Genomic DNA, 17268 nt, shown 5'->3' with positions numbered 1-17268 from the left:
ACAAAACTTTGTAAAGTTATGCAAAAATTGTATTGTAGCTATGCTCATTGGCAGACCATTATGAGATTTAGTTGTACCCAATTCTTACTGGCAGCAGTGTTGTCAAGCCTCGCGATGGCCCGCGTGAGTGAGGCCCAGGAGGTCTTGAATAACCGCGTAACAGTAAAATCGCAAAATCAGAATGTCCGCAAGATTTTGTCCACTATTGAAAGTCAGGTTAAAGTCAAATTCCTTTACAGCTCCAGCCTGATCAAATCCGAGAGAAAGATAACTGTCGACATCCGCCAGGAAAAACTGGGTGAAGCACTTAAAACGATACTGACTCCTTTAAATGTAGGTTTTGAAGTTTCGGGTGATCAGATTGTCCTCAAACGGATTAAAGAAGAAACGGGCGCATTGACACCGGCTACTTTCCGCGAAACAGGATTTGTGGACAGAACGGTCAGCGGCGTGGTAACCGATAATTCGGGCTCGCCTCTTCCGGGGGTATCTGTGATTGTAAAAGGAACCCAGCGGGGCACGAATACGGACGCAGAAGGAAATTATAAAATAGACGGTCCCGATGGACCATTCACACTTACATTCAGCTTTGTCGGCTACGGTCCAAAGGATGTAGAAATATCAAATACACAAACAGCTGTAAACGTAAGTCTTTCGCAGGATGAAAAATTACTGAGCGAAGTAGTCGTGGTAGGTTATGGAACGGCGAAAAGAAAAGACCTGACAGGTGCGGTATCGGTGGTGAAAGTGGGCGAGCTTACCGAGCAGCCCAATGCCAACCTGAGCAACCAGCTGCAGGGACGCGCCTCGGGTGTGACGGTACTTACTTCGGGCCAGCCGGGCCAGGCTCCGCAGGTGCGGATCCGCGGTATTAACTCATTTGGGAACAATGCGCCGCTTTTTGTAGTGGATGGCGTACCCACACAGGATATCAACAACCTGAACCCGAATGACGTTGCTACCATGCAGGTTTTGAAAGACGCAGGTTCCGCATCGATTTACGGTTCACGTGCTTCCAATGGTGTTGTAATTATCACTACCAAACGCGGAAACGGCAAAGTGAGAGTGAATTACGATATGTATTACGGTGTTCAAACTGTTCCAAAAGGAAATGTTTACGACATTTTGTCTCCGCAGGGAATGGCTGATCTTAAATGGGAAGCGCTCAAAAATTCCGGTGTGGCGCTCAATGATCCCCAGTATGGTTCAGGCGACAGGCCGATATTGCCGGACTACATCGTCCCGACCGGGGCAAAGGAAGGTCAGGTGGATTTGAATAGCTATTACGTGAACCCGAACTATACGAGCCAGGGAGATCTTGATTCATTTACCAGGATCGTAAAAGCAAACAAGCAAGGTACGGACTGGTTTCATGAGGTATTTAAAAACGCTCCAATCCAAAGCCACAACGTTTCTGTGAGCGGTGGCGGAACGCAGGGTAACTATATGTTTTCCTTCAACTACTTCAATCAGCAGGGAAATTTGCTTAATACTTATTTGAAACGGTATACCATCCGGGCAAACAGCCAGTATAATGTAAGCAAAAACCTGCGGATCGGTGAGAACATCGCATTGTCACTGGTTGACAACCCAAGATCCGGGATCCTGGAAGAAGGCGGCGGTATTGGTATGGCGTACCGGATGCAGCCTATTATTCCGGTATACGACGTACAAGGAAATTACGCAGGTTCATTCGGAAGCGGTTTGGGGAATGCTAAAAACCCGGTAGCGATCCGCGAACGTTCCCGAAACAACAGAGGAATGGGAAATGGAATACTGGGTAACATGTATGCGGAGTTTGATTTCCTTAAAAACTTTACGTTGAGATCCAGTTTCGGAGGGGCCATTTATTCGTCATCCAGCAATTCATTCGGTTATCCGGAATGGGAAAATTCCGAAAACACGACAACCAATTCATATTCGGAATCGGCAAACAGCGGATATAACTGGACGTGGACCAATACACTTTCGTACGAACGTAATTTCAACGATGTCCATAATGTGAAAGTGTTGCTGGGAACTGAGGCATACAGTGCAGCCGGCCGCGAAGTAGGTGGTTCGACGCAAGGTTACTTCTCATTTGACCCAAATTTCACAAACCTTTCTACCGGCTCCGGAACACCGACCAACTTCAGCAGCCGATATGCAGAAAGCCTTTTCTCCTACATCGGACGGATTGATTACAGCCTGAAAGACCGTTACCTGCTGAGCTTAACCGTGCGTCGCGACGGCTCATCCAAATTTGTTTCCCAGTATGGGGTGTTCCCGGCAGTGAGTGCAGGCTGGCGCATTTCCGAAGAAGCGTTCATGAAAGAACTAACCTGGCTTACCGATCTGAAAATCCGCGGGGGATATGGAATTATGGGTAACCAGTTCAACATCGACAATGCCAACGCATTCACGACTTACGGACAAAACAGAAGCTTCTCCTTTTACGACATCAAGGGTACAGGAAACAGCACGGTACTTGGTTTTCAACGGACCCGCGTAGGTAACCCTGACGCAAAATGGGAAGGTAATATCAACTCCAACATTGGTATTGATGCCCAGTTGTTTAACGGCGCGATCGACTTCACGATTGACTATTATCAGAAAAACATCGACGACCTCTTGTTCTCACCTGAACTTGCCGGTGTAGTCGGACAAGGAACGGCACCCGCGGTGAACATTGGTCAAATGAAGAACAAGGGTATTGACATGTCGATTTATGCAGAGAAAAATGTGACGAAAGATCTGAAACTGAATGCGACACTGACATTGACCACTTACAACAATAAGATCGTCAAAATCACCGATGGTGTTGATTATTTCGATCAGGAAGGACGTCGTTTCAATGGAAGTACGATCGTGAGAAACGGAGTAGGGCATTCAATCGGCCAATTCTTTGGATATAAAATCGATGGTTTTTGGAATTCGCAGCAGGAAATCGATGCAGCTGACGCATCGATCAGAGAGAAAACAGGAAATGCGGATGCCGTATATCAAAGCGAAACCAAGGTTGGACGTTTCCGTTATGCAGACGTTAACGGAGATGGTATCATCACTGCCGACGACCGCACGTACCTGGGTAACCCAAGTCCAAAAATGAGTTATGGTCTGAATATCGGGGCTACTTATAAAAACTTCGATTTTGGAATATTCTTCTATGGTGTTCAGGGCAACCAGATCTGGAACAACCTGAAATGGTGGCACGACTTCTACACGAATTTCCAGGGCGCAAAAAGCAATACCGCTCTTTACGATTCGTGGCGTCCGGATCACATGAATGCAACTGCTCCGATCCAGGAAAACACAGGTTCGTTCAGTACCACCAATGTTCCAAACTCTTACTATGTAGAAAACGGAGATTACCTCAGAGCTAAGAACGCGCAGCTGGGTTACACACTTCCAAAGGACCTGCTGTCGAAGTTCAAAATTGAGAAAGTGCGCGTGTATGTTCAGTCTGCCAACCTGTTTACCATCACCAAATATTCCGGACCGGATCCGGAGGTTGGACAAAGCCAGGTGGCCGGTTCTACTGCTTTCGGGCTTGACGAAGGTGTTTATCCAAACACCCGCCAGTTCCTGATCGGTTTAAATCTGACATTCTAATTACTGCATTCTAAAACAGAAAAAGATGAAAGTATTACGTTTTTCTAAAATAGCGATCATTGCCGCCTTCGGGCTGATATCGTACGCTTGCCAGGACGATTTTCTGGATAAACCTGCTCTGGGATCATTGAGCGATGCGCAGCTCAGTACAAAAGCGGGGGTACAAAACCTGCTCGTAGGAGCTTATGCGGCGTTGGATGGTAACGGTGTGGGTGCTGCGAGTGCCTGGGATGCCGCTGCCGACAACTGGATCTACGGAAGTATAGCAGGCGGAGATGCAAAGAAAGGCAGCGATGGTGCTGATCAGCCGGGTATCAATTCCATTATGATATACAGTGCAGGCCCAAGCAATGGATTTTTTAACAGCAAATGGCGGGCCGTGTATGAAGGTGTAAACCGGGCAAACACAGTCCTGAAATTTGTTCCGCTTGTTACTGAGAACATTACAGATGCGGAGAAACTGGCGTTTCAGGCAGAAGCCCGTTTTCTTCGCGGACATTACTATTTTGAGCTGAAAAAAATGTTCAACATGGTGCCCTGGATCGACGAAACAACGGAGAATCCGGCCTCGGTAGCAAACGATACGGATATCTGGCCGAACATTGAGGCTGATTTCAAGTTTGCAATGGACAATCTGCCCGCAACGCAGAGTGAGGTAGGCCGTGCCAACAAATGGGCTGCGGCAGCATATCTTGGTAAAACCTATTTGTATGAGAAAAAATACAATGAGGCAAAAACGGTTTTTGACCAGGTAATTACGCAGGGTGTAACCAGCAACGGACTGAAATACGGATTAATGCCCAAGTTTCAGGACAATTTTGATGCAGCCAAGAAAAACCAGGCGGAGTCCGTATTCGCGGTGCAAATGGCGGCCAACGACGGTACCAACAACATTGATAATGCGAATACCGGCGGAATGTTGAACTTTCCTTACAATTCACCGTTCCGTTGCTGCGGGTTTTTCCAGCCTAGTATTGACCTCGCCAACTCATTTCAGACGGATGCAAGTGGTCTTCCATTGATAGATACTTACAACTCGAAGATCCTGAAAAATGACATGGGTGTTCAATCGGAAGGGGCTTATACCCCGGATGCGACCACGCCGCTGGATCCACGTATCGACTGGACAGTAGGCCGACGTGGCATTCCTTTCCTTGACTGGGGAAATCACCCTGGAAGAGCCTGGATCCGCGATCAGAGCTACGCGGGACCTTATTCTCCAAAGAAAAACATGTACTACCAGGCTACGCAGGATATCTATTCGGACCAGCATTCCTGGGCACCCGGAACGGCGATCAACATACAGATCATTCGTTTTGCGGATCTTCTGTTGATGGCAGCGGAGGTGGAAGCTCAGCTCAACAACCTGGCCAAAGCGCAGGAATATACAAACCTGGTTCGCGCACGTGCGGCCAAGCCTGAAAGCTTTGTGTACCAGTATGCGGACAACACACGTCCAATGGCAGGTTACAAAACCACTCCGGCAGCTAACTACAAAGTTGCGGTATATCCGGCCGGGGCTTTTGCTGCAAAAGGCAAAGATGGTGCATTGAAGGCCATTTATTTCGAGCGGAAACTGGAACTTGCCATGGAAGGTCACCGCTTTTTCGACCTGGTGCGCTGGGGCATTGCGGACCAAACTCTGAATTCTTATGTAGCCTTTGAAAGCGCGGTGACACCGGATGTGAGCGGCGGACGTTTCCTGAAGGGTACCAACGAATACTTCCCGATCCCACAGCGTCAGATTGACCTGAGTACCAGAAATGGCGTTTCTACATTGAAACAAAATCCTGGTTATCAATAAAAAGCGATTTTTTGAGTAAAAGAGGCAGTTTCAGGACTGCCTCTTTTGTGTTTTAAAGCAACAGCATTTTTATGCAAAAGTACCGCTCCTCTCTACCGTTTGCCGCTTTTCTGGTCATCGTTATTTGTGTAAGCCTGTTTTCATGTGCAAAAAAGCAAGATCGGGCCGAGAGGCTGGCTGAGAAATTTGAGCGCCGGGATAAGCTCTCGAAGCAGTATTGCGGCACTTGTCACCTGCCGGTGGACCCGGGCCTACTGGATAAAGAAACCTGGCGAAACCGCGTGCTTCCGGCAATGGCCCGGCAGCTTGGTCTTGAAGTATGGCAAGGCAAAACCTATTATCAGAATGAAAGGTCCGCCATATCCCATGCCGACTGGACGGAAATTGTGGCCTACTACGATTCGCTTGCGCCAAATCAGCTCCCGGAGCCTGCAAAGACGATATCTCCTGCAAACGACTGGTTTACATTTTCTCTGCAAAAGCCGGTTGACAATTCCTCTGAATTTGCTACAACCACTTTTGTGGGCGCTGAGAATGCGGGTGGCTTCATTTATTCCGGTGATGCCGAACGATCGGGCTTATCACAATGGAACCGCGGTTTAAACAGCTTTGTCCGGACACAATTGCCTTCGCCGGCAATCCATATGCTTTTTAATAATGATAAAAATCCGATGGTTACCTGCATTGGAGAAATGAAAGCCGTGGATGCAGCACTGGGTAATGTAATTCAGCTTGGAAAAGGAGGAAATCCTGCGATGCCGATCGGACCGAATTTCAACAGGCCCATTCATACCAGCCAGGGAGATTTGAATAAAGACAATCTCACCGATTTTGTGGTTTCAGCATTCGGGCATAACCGGGGAGGGCTTTATATATTGATGCAGAAAAAAGACGGCAAGTTCAGCAGCATGCCAATTCGCGAAGTAGCGGGAGCAACTCAAAGCATTATCGAAGATTTGAACCTGGACGGCTGGCCGGATATTGTGGCCTTGTTCGCACATGGTGACGAGGGTATCTGGGTTTTTCTGAACGATCAGAAAGGCGGGTTCGCCGCCAGGAATGTTCTGCGTTTCCCGCCTGTGTACGGATCGAGCAGTTTTCAGTTACAGGATATGAATGGGGACGGAAGAAAAGACATTATCTATACAGCAGGCGACAACAGCGACTATTCCCGCATTTTAAAACCGTATCACGGTCTTTACATTTTCACCGCAGAAAGTGACCTGCATTTCAGGCAAACGTATTTTTATCCGATCAATGGCTGTACCAGAGCAATGGCGGCGGATTTTGACCAGGATGGCGATTTGGATATTGCCACCATCGCATTTTTTGCAGACCTTAAAAATAAGCCTTTTGAAAAATTTCTGCTTTTTGAACAAACGGAAACAAACAGTCCGCCAAAACTTGTTCCTCATGCCATTCCCGTCCAAAACCTGGGAAGGTGGATTTGCATGGATGTAAGTGATTACGACGGCGACGGTGACGAAGATATCCTGCTCGGAAACTATTCAAAAGGTTTCCTAAATCAAGAAAATATTAAACCGGACTGGAATGAAAAGCTTCCTTTTATTGTGTTGGAAAACGGTGAGATGTGTAAAAAGTAAGATGTGAGATGTGAGATGTGTAAAAAGTAAAATGTGAGATGTGAGATGTGTAAAAAGTAAAATGTGAGATGGTCTTTTTACCTCTCACATTTTACTTTTCACATTTTACATTTTACTTTTTACCTCTCACATCTCACAAAAAAACTAATACCTCAACGCCTTAATCTTCGCCGCAACCCGGTTCGCGATGATCTGATATCCTTTGTCATTGATGTGGATTTTATCGGTCTGATCATCTGGCCGCATTCCGGTTGGGAAGTTGCCTTTTTCGAGGTCTTTCAAATCCTGGGACGTAGGGGTGTAGTTGATCGCGGCCATTTCTTCCTCCGTCGGGGGCGTCATCGGAACGAATGAATCACCATACTTGGATGCGAGCTTATTATTGATCCGGGTAACCTGATCGTAATTTTCGGTCCCTTTATTTTCCGGAACTGCAAGTAATACCCCCAGTACCAAATACCTTGCAGGCTCCGAAATGTAGGCAATGGAGCTGTCCAAAGCAGATATAATGTCGTCTTCCGCGGTGACGCGACCGATGTTGTTACGTCCGTACCAAAGGATTTGCGTTGCGCTTTTCAGGCGGGCAGAATCTTCCAGTATAAATTCTGAATCTGCCGGGATGGCCGCAGCGCTGGTCGATTCGGGCGTAATGGTGTAATTTTCTCCGCCATCTCCATTCACTTTTCTTGTAATCGTACATTTTACGCCGGCCAGTGTGCCAGTCCTGCTATACGTGTTGTTGTTAATAGGTGTGGATAAAAACTCATTGCTTAATTTGGTCACACGCAGTGGTTTTGTCCCATCGAATTTGTCTCCCTCGACGGATAGTTTTAGTGGCGTGCCCCCCTGCCTGATCGCGATGGATAATGCGATCTGACCTACGATCCCATCATTGACTACCGGCCGCCCCGCTAATGCAGTTCCGACCATTTGTCCATACGGTGTGCTACCACCGGCGCCGATGGTAAGGCTATCGCCAAAAAATGCCAGTGTCTGATCCCTTTTGGGGCCTGCGGCCTGTGGTTCTTCTCCCGGCTGGTTCTTTTTGGGAAGTATGTCATTCAAAATTCCCTCGCAGGAAGTAAGAAAACCGGTCGCAATCAGGGCCGCCCCAGATTGGCGAAAAAATCGACGACGACTGAAAAAATAGTCCGGGCCACCGGCCTCAGATTTAGTGTGATGATTTTGATTCATTCTGTTAGAAGAAACGTGAGTTGATAATGGTCGTACTGATATTTATTTTTTCAGTATTACTAAACAATAATCATTCCAACATTTCAACCGGGGTTCGCGGGATAATGCAAAAAAGAGTTACATTTAGTATTCATCCTGCTCCCATATGAAGACTCTATCAAATCAGCTTGCTTTCACAATCGTACTTCTGGCATTTCTGAATGGCTGCAATCAGGAAAAGAAGAATGATACCGGTCAGGAACAAACGGCCCCTGTTTCGGATACTGCAAAGTATACCATGGAGGATTTTGGGTCGGTAGCGAAAATCAATACGCACATTCATTTTAAGACTTTTGATACGACATTCATTGTCCAGGCGAGGAAGGATAACTTTAAGCTGGTGACGGTCAATGTCAATTCAAGCTATTCTCCGTCCATTGAAGAGCAGCAGGAGCTTGCAGTGAACCTGGTGAAGTTGTATCCCAAAGACCTTGCATATGCAACAACAATATCGGTGGAGGATTTTGATGAGCCGGAATGGGAGCAGAAAACAATAGCCTACCTCAAAAAATCATTCGAAAACGGTGCAATCGCGGTTAAGATCTGGAAGAACGTCGGGATGGAGTTGAAGGACAAGAATGGAAAGTATGTGATGATCGACGACCCGAAATTTGATTCCGTGCTGGATTTTATGGAACAAAACAACGTCACATTCCTGGGGCATATCGGGGAGCCGAAAAATGCGTGGTTACCTGTTGATAAAATGACCGTTTCCGGGGATAAAAGTTACTTTTCGGAACATCCGCAATACCACATGTACCTGCACCCCGACTATCCAACGCATGAGCAAATCATAGCTGCGAGGGACCATATGCTGGAAAAACATCCAAAACTCCGATTTGTGGGCGCACATTTGGGAAGTCTGGAATGGGACACGGACGAGCTGGCAAAACGATTGGAAAAATATCCGAATATGGCTGTGGATATGGCCGAGCGCATTTCGCATTTTCAATATCAGGCAGTTACAGACTGGCAAAAAGTCTATGATTTTTTTATCAAATATCAGGACAGGCTGATTTATGCTACCGATGAAACGGTGAGTGAAAAAACGCCGGTCGACGGGATTGGTCAGCGGGCGCATGAGAACTGGCTCGAACACTGGCAGTATTTTACTTCTTCCGGAAAAATGAAGGTCCCGGACGTGGAAAAGGAATTCAATGGACTTGGTTTGCCCCGGACTGTGGTTGATAAAATTTACAGGGAGAATGCCAGGAAATGGTTTGCCGGGCTGGCTACATTAGAGTAAAAGATAATGGTAATGCGGCCAGAAAGGGTTACCGGTTAAGAAAGTACTCTCTGAATCCTGCCATTTCAGCAATTTCTGTTTTAATATATTTCGAGAAAATTTTGTCCCCTACCTGGTCCCGCAATGCGGAAATACCTACATCGATCAGTCTTAATCCTGTTTCCGTAAGCAGAATATTATCGTAATAAAGCCCCCCGATTCCGGACGGACGTCTCAAATCGCGGTGCACAAAACCTGCCTGATGAAGCTGGTTTAATTCGTCTTCAAACACATCAAACCACAACTCGCGCGTCCCGACTTCGTAAGCACGAAAATCAATGGGTTTCAATCGCTCCATGACCAGCATTTCGGCCTGCATATCTTCCTGGAAATCGAGTCTTATGAACTTAACAACCAGTCCATTCACTGCATTGGCAAACTTCATTTTCTCTGCTTCCGAGCCGATGTCCGAGCGGGTGTCTTCGAGAAACAATTTTGCTGCCTCCGTGGTTGAGATCGCAATTACTGCATTGTTTGTGCCAACCGATAGACGATTTGAATATTTCATTTACACAAGTTATTGAAAGAACCCAAGAATGTATGCAATCACGCTTTTAGTCCGGTTAAAGTCAAATCAAGGGGTTTGGAAGGTGATTGTCCAGAGCCGGGGCACAGAAATTGAAGTTGCCATATAAACTTCATCAGAATGGCGAAAGCAAAAAAGCACGGCAGAAAAAAGAACAAGTTAGGCGTAAAAAATTCGCTGGTAAATAATATCAACGCCCGCAAAAAGAAAGGTACTTCGCGACCAAAAAGTAAGAAGACCGTGAGTAAAAAGTCTTATTCCAAAATGAAGAAGAATTGGGGCAGGAAAAAGAAAACGGGGAAGAAAAAGAAGTCTTAGCTACGAGACTACATTCGTCGGTTTTCCTTTTTGGAAACTGTCCAGATTATCGGCAACCATTTGCAATAATCGTTTCCTCGCCTCAAATGTGGCCCAGGCAACGTGTGGCGTAATCACACAATTGGGTACGGAAAGTAACGGATTATCCGGTTTTGGCGGTTCGGTCGACAATACATCCAGCCCGGCACCGGCGATCACACCTTTTCGTAAAGCTTCGGCAAGATCCGTTTCCTGAATCAACGGGCCGCGGCCGGTATTGAGCACAATGGCATTAGGTTTCATTTTTGCCAGACTCTCCTTGTTGATAATTTCCTTTGTTTCGTCTGTTAATGGGCAATGCAGACTGATTACGTCACTTTTTTCAAAGATTTCCTCCAAAGTCACCATTTCAACTCCCTCTGTTTCAGTCGGATGTTTTCGATAGACGATTACATGCATTCCGAAGGCTGCGGCAATTTTGGCAACTTGTGATCCAATGTCCCCGAATCCGATCAGTCCCATCGTTTTTCCGGCCAGCTCTGTTAATGGCGTTTTCCAATAGCAGAAGTCGGGAGATGCAACCCATTCTCCGTTAAATACACTTTGGCTATGCGTTTCGGCCCGGTTCATGATCGCGAGAAGCAATGCGAAAGTCTGCTGGGCGACCGAAGCCGGGCCATATGCTTTAACATTAGTAACGGTAATATTGTGTTTACGGGCGGCTGCGATGTCAATATTGTTGAAACCTGTCGCCATTACACCAATGTACTTTACTTTCGGGAGCTGATCCAGGGTAACTTCTGACAATACTACTTTGTTGACGAGCAGAACATCGGCATTTGCGGCCCGTTCCACGATTTCTTCCGGCGCTGACCGGTCGTATACTTTAACATCTCCCAGGGTCAGAATAGGAGCCCAGTCCAGGTCTCCGGGGTTTAAGGTATAGCCGTCTAGGATTGTGATTTTCATTTTTTTGACTTTTGAATTAGATGTCGCGCCAGGTAATGACGGAATATTTACTCCTTTCCTGATTTTCAGTTCCGCCGTAAATGAGCGTTTTAGTGCCCGTTTTATTTTGAGCAATATCATTAAAAAAATCCAGCCCTTTGAAATGTTCAGTCCGGATAGTTTGAGTAGATTTTATTTCAAATATGTCGAAAACGTTGCCATTTTGAGTCAGTAGGTCTATTTCATGACCATTTGAATCCCGCCAGAAAGAGTAGTCGCGATGAAGATAGTTATGTTCACTTTTTTTATACAATTCAGAAATAATCAGATTTTCGAAAATGTTTCCCTTCAATGGACTATGGATAAATATGTCGGTATCTCGGATACCTAGGATGTTACATAGTAATCCGGTGTCGTAAAAATAGAGTTTTGGAGTTTTGACAATGCGTTTATTGAAGTTTTGATAAAAAGGTTGAAGCTGGAAAATGATGTAGCTGCTTTCAAGAATCGACAGCCAGGCTTTTGCAGTCGGCTGGGAGATTCCGCATTCGTTTGCCAGGGAGTTCAGGTTTAGCAACTGACCAACCCTTGCGGCGCACAGACCTAAAAATATTCGAAACTGTCGAGTATCCCGAATGTTCATAAGTTCGGTAACGTCGCGTTCTACATAGGTTTGAACGTAGTTGGTGTAAAACACTGTCGGATCAATGTCTCTGTCATAGATCGCAGGGTAAAATCCATTGATACAAGCTTTCGCATAGTCATCGGAAAGCAGTTTCGCGGATTTCATTTCCTCAAAATCCAGGGGAAGCAACTTAAACAATGCAACCCTGCCAGCCAGACTCTGAGTAATGTTATTTAGAAGCTGAAAGTTTTGAGATCCTGAAAGAATGAATTGCCCCATTTTTTTAGACTTGTCGACAATGGTCTGTATATAGGAAAATAAGGTAGGGGCTTGCTGGGCTTCATCTAGGATGATACGATCATTGTATTTTCTCAAAAATCCTACCGGGTCATCAATAGCGAATGCGCGATTGTCGGGGTCTTCGAGAGAAATGTATTCGTAATTTTTAAATATGTTTTGTAACAGAGTTGTTTTGCCTGACTGTCTTGGACCTGTCACGGCAATGACAGGATATTTGCTTGCCTGAGCTTGGATAGCATTTTCAAGATGTCTTTTTATGAAGCTCATAATCTTTAAGTTAGCCTGCAAATATACGCAAACTTTGAAATTACATAACTTTTACTTTGAAATTACATAGCTTAAATTTTGAAATTACATAATCTCCACTTTGAAATTACATAGCTTCAACTTTGAAATTGCATAAAAAATCCTTTCCGAAAAGCATTCGGAAAGGATCTCAAACTAAATAACGTGTACTCTAGTTTTTAGGATCAGTGCTGATCTTCCCGGCTCCCTCACCTTGCATTTGCATTGGATTTGGTACTTTTTTCAACTGTTGTTGTTTGAATATCTGAAAACGTGTCGGCTGGGCAACTCTCGGGAATGAATTGTTTTCGGTATCAATGTCAGCGATCTGCTGGTACGGATCGAGTGTCCATTGAACTACTTTCTTTTTGGTAGTGATCACCTTATTAATCTGGGCATCATTGAAACGCCAGATCTCAGCAGGAAAAACCGCCACCGAATCGGTACCGTCTTCAAAACCCATTTTCACGATCACCGGCATTGGGACACCTCCTTTGTTTTTGATTGAAACAGTGTAAAAATTGGTGTTATCCTGAATCAATTGACGTTCGTTTTCCGAAAGCGACGCGAGGTATTGCTCGTATTTCTGCTTGTCGGCCTCGGTTACTTTAAATGGATCGTAGCGGTTGTAGAAATCAGCCATGGTCGAATCCTGGGCAACGACCGTTTCGCCTTTTGTTTTGGCATCCTGGATTTTACTCATGGTATTCGATTTCGCCGCCGCTGCTTTACGCGCGATTTCTTTTTCAATCTGCGGGTTTTGGGTATCAATGCTAAACCAGTCTACACTCACAAGATCCTGGTCCACAGGCTCAGTACCATAAAACCAGCCTTTCCAGAACCAGTCGAGATCTACGCCGGAAGCATCTTCCATAGTACGGAAAAAGTCGGCTGGCGTGGGGCTTTTGAAACGCCAGCGGGTGGCATATTCTTTAAATGCATGATCGAAAAGTTCGCGGCCCATAACGGTTTCGCGCAGGATATTCAATGCAGTGGCAGGTTTTCCATACGCATTTGGTCCTAAACCAATTACATTCTCGGCGGAAGCCATAATGGGGGATAGAACAGACTTGTCGGAAGACATGTATTCGGTAATCTGATTCGGCTCACCGCGGCGGGTCGGGAAGTTGTAATCCCATTCTTTTTCAGCAAGATATTGGCAGAAGGTGTTCAATCCTTCATCCATCCAGGCCCATTGACGCTCGTCTGAATTTACGATCATCGGGAAAAAGTTGTGACCAACTTCGTGAATGATCACCCCGATCATGCCATATTTCACAGCTTCGCTATATGTACCATCTTCCTCCGGGCGACCGCCATTGAAGCTGATCATCGGATATTCCATTCCCCCGCCAGCCACTGAATGGCAGGAAATTGCAACCGGGTAAGGATACTCAAAGGTGCGGTCTCCGTAGGATTTCAATGTGTGTGCCACGGCGCGTGTCGAGTATTGTTCCCAAAGCGGGTTTCCTTCTTTTGGGTAAATGGACATGCACCAGATTTTGCGGCCACTTTTGTAAACGTCGGTTTGCATCGCATCCCAGATGAATTTCCGGCTGCTGGCAAATGCGAAGTCGCGCACATTGTCCGCTTTATAGATCCAGGTTTTCTTGCCCGGGTTTTTGTTCTCGCGTTTTTCTGCCTTTTCAGCTTCTGCCTGGGTAACGATCAAAACGGGTGTTTTGGACGTTTCTGCTTTTTTCAGACGTTGTTTCTGGGTTGCGGTCAAAACCTGGGCGTAGTTCTGGCATTCACCGCTGGCAGCCACCACATGGTCGGCAGGTACGGTGATCGCCACTTTATAATTTCCGAAGATCAATGCGAATTCACCTTGTCCCAGGAATTGCTTGTGGTTCCAGCCATTGACATCGTCATACGGTGCGAGGCGGGGAAACCAGTGTGCGATAAAATAATTGGCATTCCCGTCTTTTGGAAAAAATTCATAACCGCTGCGACCGTAATATTCCGTAATGTAATAACTCCATTCAACGCCGAAAACAACGTTCGTGCCTGGTTTCAGGGTTGTCGGCAGGTCGATGCGCATCATGGTGCCGTTGATCGTGTATGGCAATGCTTTTCCGGCTTTGTCTTTTACGGCTGAAATCTGGTAACCATATTCTGTTTTCGGGTCGAGGCTGGCACCCCGGCCGGTATTCAATGCAGCCAGCTGTGCGACGCTCATGCCTTTTTCATTTACACTCCCCGTTTTCGACATCGCGCCGATACCGTCCTTTTTAAACAGGTTCTGGTCTAGCTGCATCCAGATGTATTTAAGATCGTCGGGGGAATTGTTAAAAAAAGTAATGGTTTCGGAACCGATAATGCGGCGGTTTTCGTCGTCCAACTCCGCTTTAATGTCATAATCCGCACGTTGTTGCCAGTACTCACGTCCCGGCGCACCTGATGCGGCGCGGGTTGAATTTGGAGTAGGAAGTACTGTGCCGAGTTGTTCAAAACGGTCGTTTGCTTTGTAATTAGGTGATGGGGCTAATTGCTGGGCAATGGATGCCACGGAAACCAGCAATAGCAGTAACGGGAGCAGCGCTTTTTTCATATTAGTTAGTTATTGATGTATTAATTCTGGGGTTATTCGACGGAGGCAGGCGAACCTGTCAGTGTTTTGAAGAGATCGTTGTTAAGTATCAGTGAGAAGGCCATTCCTACGATGATGCCGGAAACGATATGGATCCAGCTCATTCTTTGTACTCTCAAAATTTCGATCAGGACGAAAGCGATGGACAAAATGACAAAGACAATGATCAGCTGTCCGAGTTCCAATCCGATATTAAAGCCTAGTAATGGATTTATAATGGTAGCTTCTTTTCCTAAAAGTGCCCGCAGGTAATTGGAAAAGCCCAAACCATGGATCAAACCGAAAAACAGCGCCATCGGGTACCGGACTGCGTAAGTTTGTTCTTTCTGTGAAAAAGAGCTTTTAGGTATTTTGTAAAAAAAATTGAGACAAGCTGTAATAACGATGGTAACCGGGATCAGGAATTCGATCCAGTCGGGTTTGATATTGACAAAGCCGAGGGTAGACAGAGCCAGCGTGATCGAATGTCCGATGGTGAATGCAGTCACCAGGATAATCACTTTTTTCCAATCAATTAAGGTATATACTGTACAAAGCGCCATGATAAAGAGAATATGGTCATAGCCATTGGAATCCGTAATATGATTAAAACCTAATTGTAGGTAAGCCTGAAACTCGGACATTAACTTTGATTTGAAAATAAAAAATCCTGACAAAAATAATTGTCAAGACAAAAAACCTGAACCCGAAGTTATTCTATTCGGAGGAGTAAAACAATACAAAAGAAAAAAGACCGGAAGCATGTGCTCCCGGCCTTTCGAAATTCTGACACCAATTATATAAGACTATTATTTCTTGATTTCGTAGTTGGCATTCTGTGGATCCCAGTTAGCCCATTTGTCGGTCCAGTCGGTTGCTCCGAATGCGCCAACCACTGTATTTGCTTCAAATCCTGCTGGCAATGTTGCGCCGCCGGTCAACAATGACGAACCGGCTTGTGGAAGAAGACCTGGTTTTGCAGTGATGGAGTTGTAACCAGTAGCCAGTTTCAGATCAGCCACGGCAGCAACTGTATTTTTGCTTGCAGCAGGGATGAAAAGTGCTTGTGTGATGCCTTCAAATACGCCTTGTGCAGGTGTACCGGTGATCGCAACTGCATTTCCGTCCATTTTAAGTCTGCCGGCCGCGAAGTTTGCAATGGTAAGATCGTTTTCGATCCTTACGCCTGAACGTGGCCATGCACCTGTAATCAAAGTATTGTAAACCGAGATCGCTGAATTTCTTCTGATACGCAATGCAGAGTTGAATTTCGCATTCACTGTTCCTTGTGGCGCTACATCTGCCATGGCAATGGTAACATTAGCAAATTTAGCAGATGTCTGAGGCGTAGCCGCCGTACCCGTTCCATCATTGTCAGACTCAAAACCATTTGAATCACCAGCTAAGTCAGCTACTGCCGGGTCGCGCAAAATGAAACCGTATTGTACATTTCCTGAGAAACCATTGTCGGTATCGAAATCGTCGTCCAGACCACGGTATGCGATCAAGTGTTTTGCATTTACTGCTCCACCAAACCATTCGAACGAATCGTCACCGGAGTACGAAACCTGAACATAATCAATCTCAGTTCCTGAGCCAACGCCACCGAATGTAAGACCGTTGATTTCTTTATCAGTTTCGTAGGCAATACCAGCGAACTCGATACGAACATATTTAAGTTGTCCTGAGTTATCCGCTGCTTCGGTTCCACCAAATGTTGATTGATTTTCTCCCTCAATAACTGCATTAGGCTTGTTTACAGGAGCCTTTCCAAGCAGGATCAAACCACCCCAGTCACCTGCTTTACGTTGGCCGGCAGCCTTGCTTGATGTAAATATGATGGGCTTATCAGCAGTTCCGACAGCTATGATCTTTGCACCTGGCTTAATGATCAGTGAGCCTTTCAGGGTTCCATCTCCTTTAATGATCGTTCCCGGCTCGATCGTCAATGTAGCGCCTGCCTCAACGTATACAAATCCTGAAAGTAGATATTGGTTGGAAGCTGTCCAGGTCGTGTTTGTGGTAATTTTGCCTGTAATGGTTTTCATTTCACCTACCGGCGTTACGATTATATCGTCATCATCGTCATCATCATTTGTACAAGAAATAGATCCGAACATTGTAAGGCCCAACATCAGCAAGCTCAAAAGTTTACCTGTGTTTTTCATAAAATTCAATTGTTTGTTTTTCTGTTTTAA

General features: G+C 45.8%; 12 protein-coding genes. 5 read left to right on the top strand and 7 right to left on the bottom strand.

The window, feature by feature from the left end:
* The first annotated feature begins 18 nt into the window (after positions 1–18).
* From LZG72_RS05560 to LZG72_RS05550, 3 genes are all read left to right on the top strand, one after another.
* Complete coding sequence (locus LZG72_RS05560) at positions 19–3591, top strand: TonB-dependent receptor (RefSeq protein ID WP_233868594.1); 3573 nt, start codon at positions 19–21, stop codon at positions 3589–3591.
* Between the two features lie 25 nt (positions 3592–3616).
* A complete protein-coding gene (locus LZG72_RS05555; protein ID WP_233868591.1) occupies positions 3617–5395 on the top strand; it encodes a RagB/SusD family nutrient uptake outer membrane protein in 1779 nt (592 codons plus the stop codon).
* 71 nt (positions 5396–5466) lie between these two features.
* Positions 5467–6999, top strand: coding sequence for a VCBS repeat-containing protein (locus tag LZG72_RS05550; RefSeq protein ID WP_233868589.1), 1533 nt, complete (start codon positions 5467–5469; stop codon positions 6997–6999).
* A gap of 144 nt (positions 7000–7143) precedes the next feature.
* Here LZG72_RS05550 and LZG72_RS05545 read toward each other — a convergent pair whose 3' ends face one another.
* Positions 7144–8193, bottom strand: coding sequence for an SGNH/GDSL hydrolase family protein (locus LZG72_RS05545; RefSeq protein ID WP_233868587.1), 1050 nt, complete (start codon positions 8191–8193; stop codon positions 7144–7146).
* A 145-nt stretch (positions 8194–8338) separates the two neighbouring features.
* Between LZG72_RS05545 and LZG72_RS05540 the strand changes: the two genes are divergently transcribed.
* Positions 8339–9478, top strand: coding sequence for an amidohydrolase family protein (locus LZG72_RS05540; protein ID WP_233868586.1), 1140 nt, complete (start codon positions 8339–8341; stop codon positions 9476–9478).
* Positions 9479–9506: 28 nt separating this feature from the next.
* Here the strand turns inward: LZG72_RS05540 and LZG72_RS05535 are convergent, their stop codons facing one another.
* Positions 9507–10025, bottom strand: a complete 519-nt coding sequence (locus LZG72_RS05535; RefSeq protein ID WP_233868584.1) for a hypothetical protein — start codon at positions 10023–10025, stop codon at positions 9507–9509.
* A 138-nt stretch (positions 10026–10163) separates the two neighbouring features.
* On the opposite strand from LZG72_RS05535, the gene LZG72_RS05530 reads away from it, so the two are divergent.
* On the top strand, positions 10164–10361 hold the full coding sequence (locus tag LZG72_RS05530) for a hypothetical protein (protein ID WP_233868582.1): 198 nt from the start codon (positions 10164–10166) through the stop codon (positions 10359–10361).
* On the opposite strand, the gene LZG72_RS05525 is transcribed toward LZG72_RS05530, so the two are convergent.
* From LZG72_RS05525 to LZG72_RS05505, 5 genes are all read right to left on the bottom strand, one after another.
* Positions 10362–11309, bottom strand: coding sequence for a D-2-hydroxyacid dehydrogenase (locus LZG72_RS05525; RefSeq protein ID WP_233868580.1), 948 nt, complete (start codon positions 11307–11309; stop codon positions 10362–10364).
* A gap of 16 nt (positions 11310–11325) precedes the next feature.
* Positions 11326–12480: an ATP-binding protein gene (locus LZG72_RS05520; RefSeq protein WP_233868578.1), complete on the bottom strand. Its 1155-nt coding sequence runs from the start codon at positions 12478–12480 to the stop codon at positions 11326–11328.
* A 190-nt stretch (positions 12481–12670) separates the two neighbouring features.
* Complete coding sequence (locus LZG72_RS05515) at positions 12671–15052, bottom strand: M1 family metallopeptidase (RefSeq protein WP_233868576.1); 2382 nt, start codon at positions 15050–15052, stop codon at positions 12671–12673.
* Positions 15053–15084: 32 nt separating this feature from the next.
* Complete coding sequence (locus LZG72_RS05510) at positions 15085–15714, bottom strand: HupE/UreJ family protein (RefSeq protein ID WP_233868574.1); 630 nt, start codon at positions 15712–15714, stop codon at positions 15085–15087.
* A 165-nt stretch (positions 15715–15879) separates the two neighbouring features.
* Entirely contained in the window at positions 15880–17238 is a 1359-nt protein-coding gene (locus tag LZG72_RS05505; RefSeq protein ID WP_233868571.1) for a T9SS C-terminal target domain-containing protein, read from the bottom strand.
* Between the last annotated feature and the right edge of the window lie 30 nt (positions 17239–17268).

Source organism: Dyadobacter sp. CY323 (assembly GCF_021390245.1).
Taxonomy (GTDB): domain Bacteria; phylum Bacteroidota; class Bacteroidia; order Cytophagales; family Spirosomataceae; genus Dyadobacter.
This window is presented reverse-complemented; position numbering and strand designations above follow the sequence as displayed.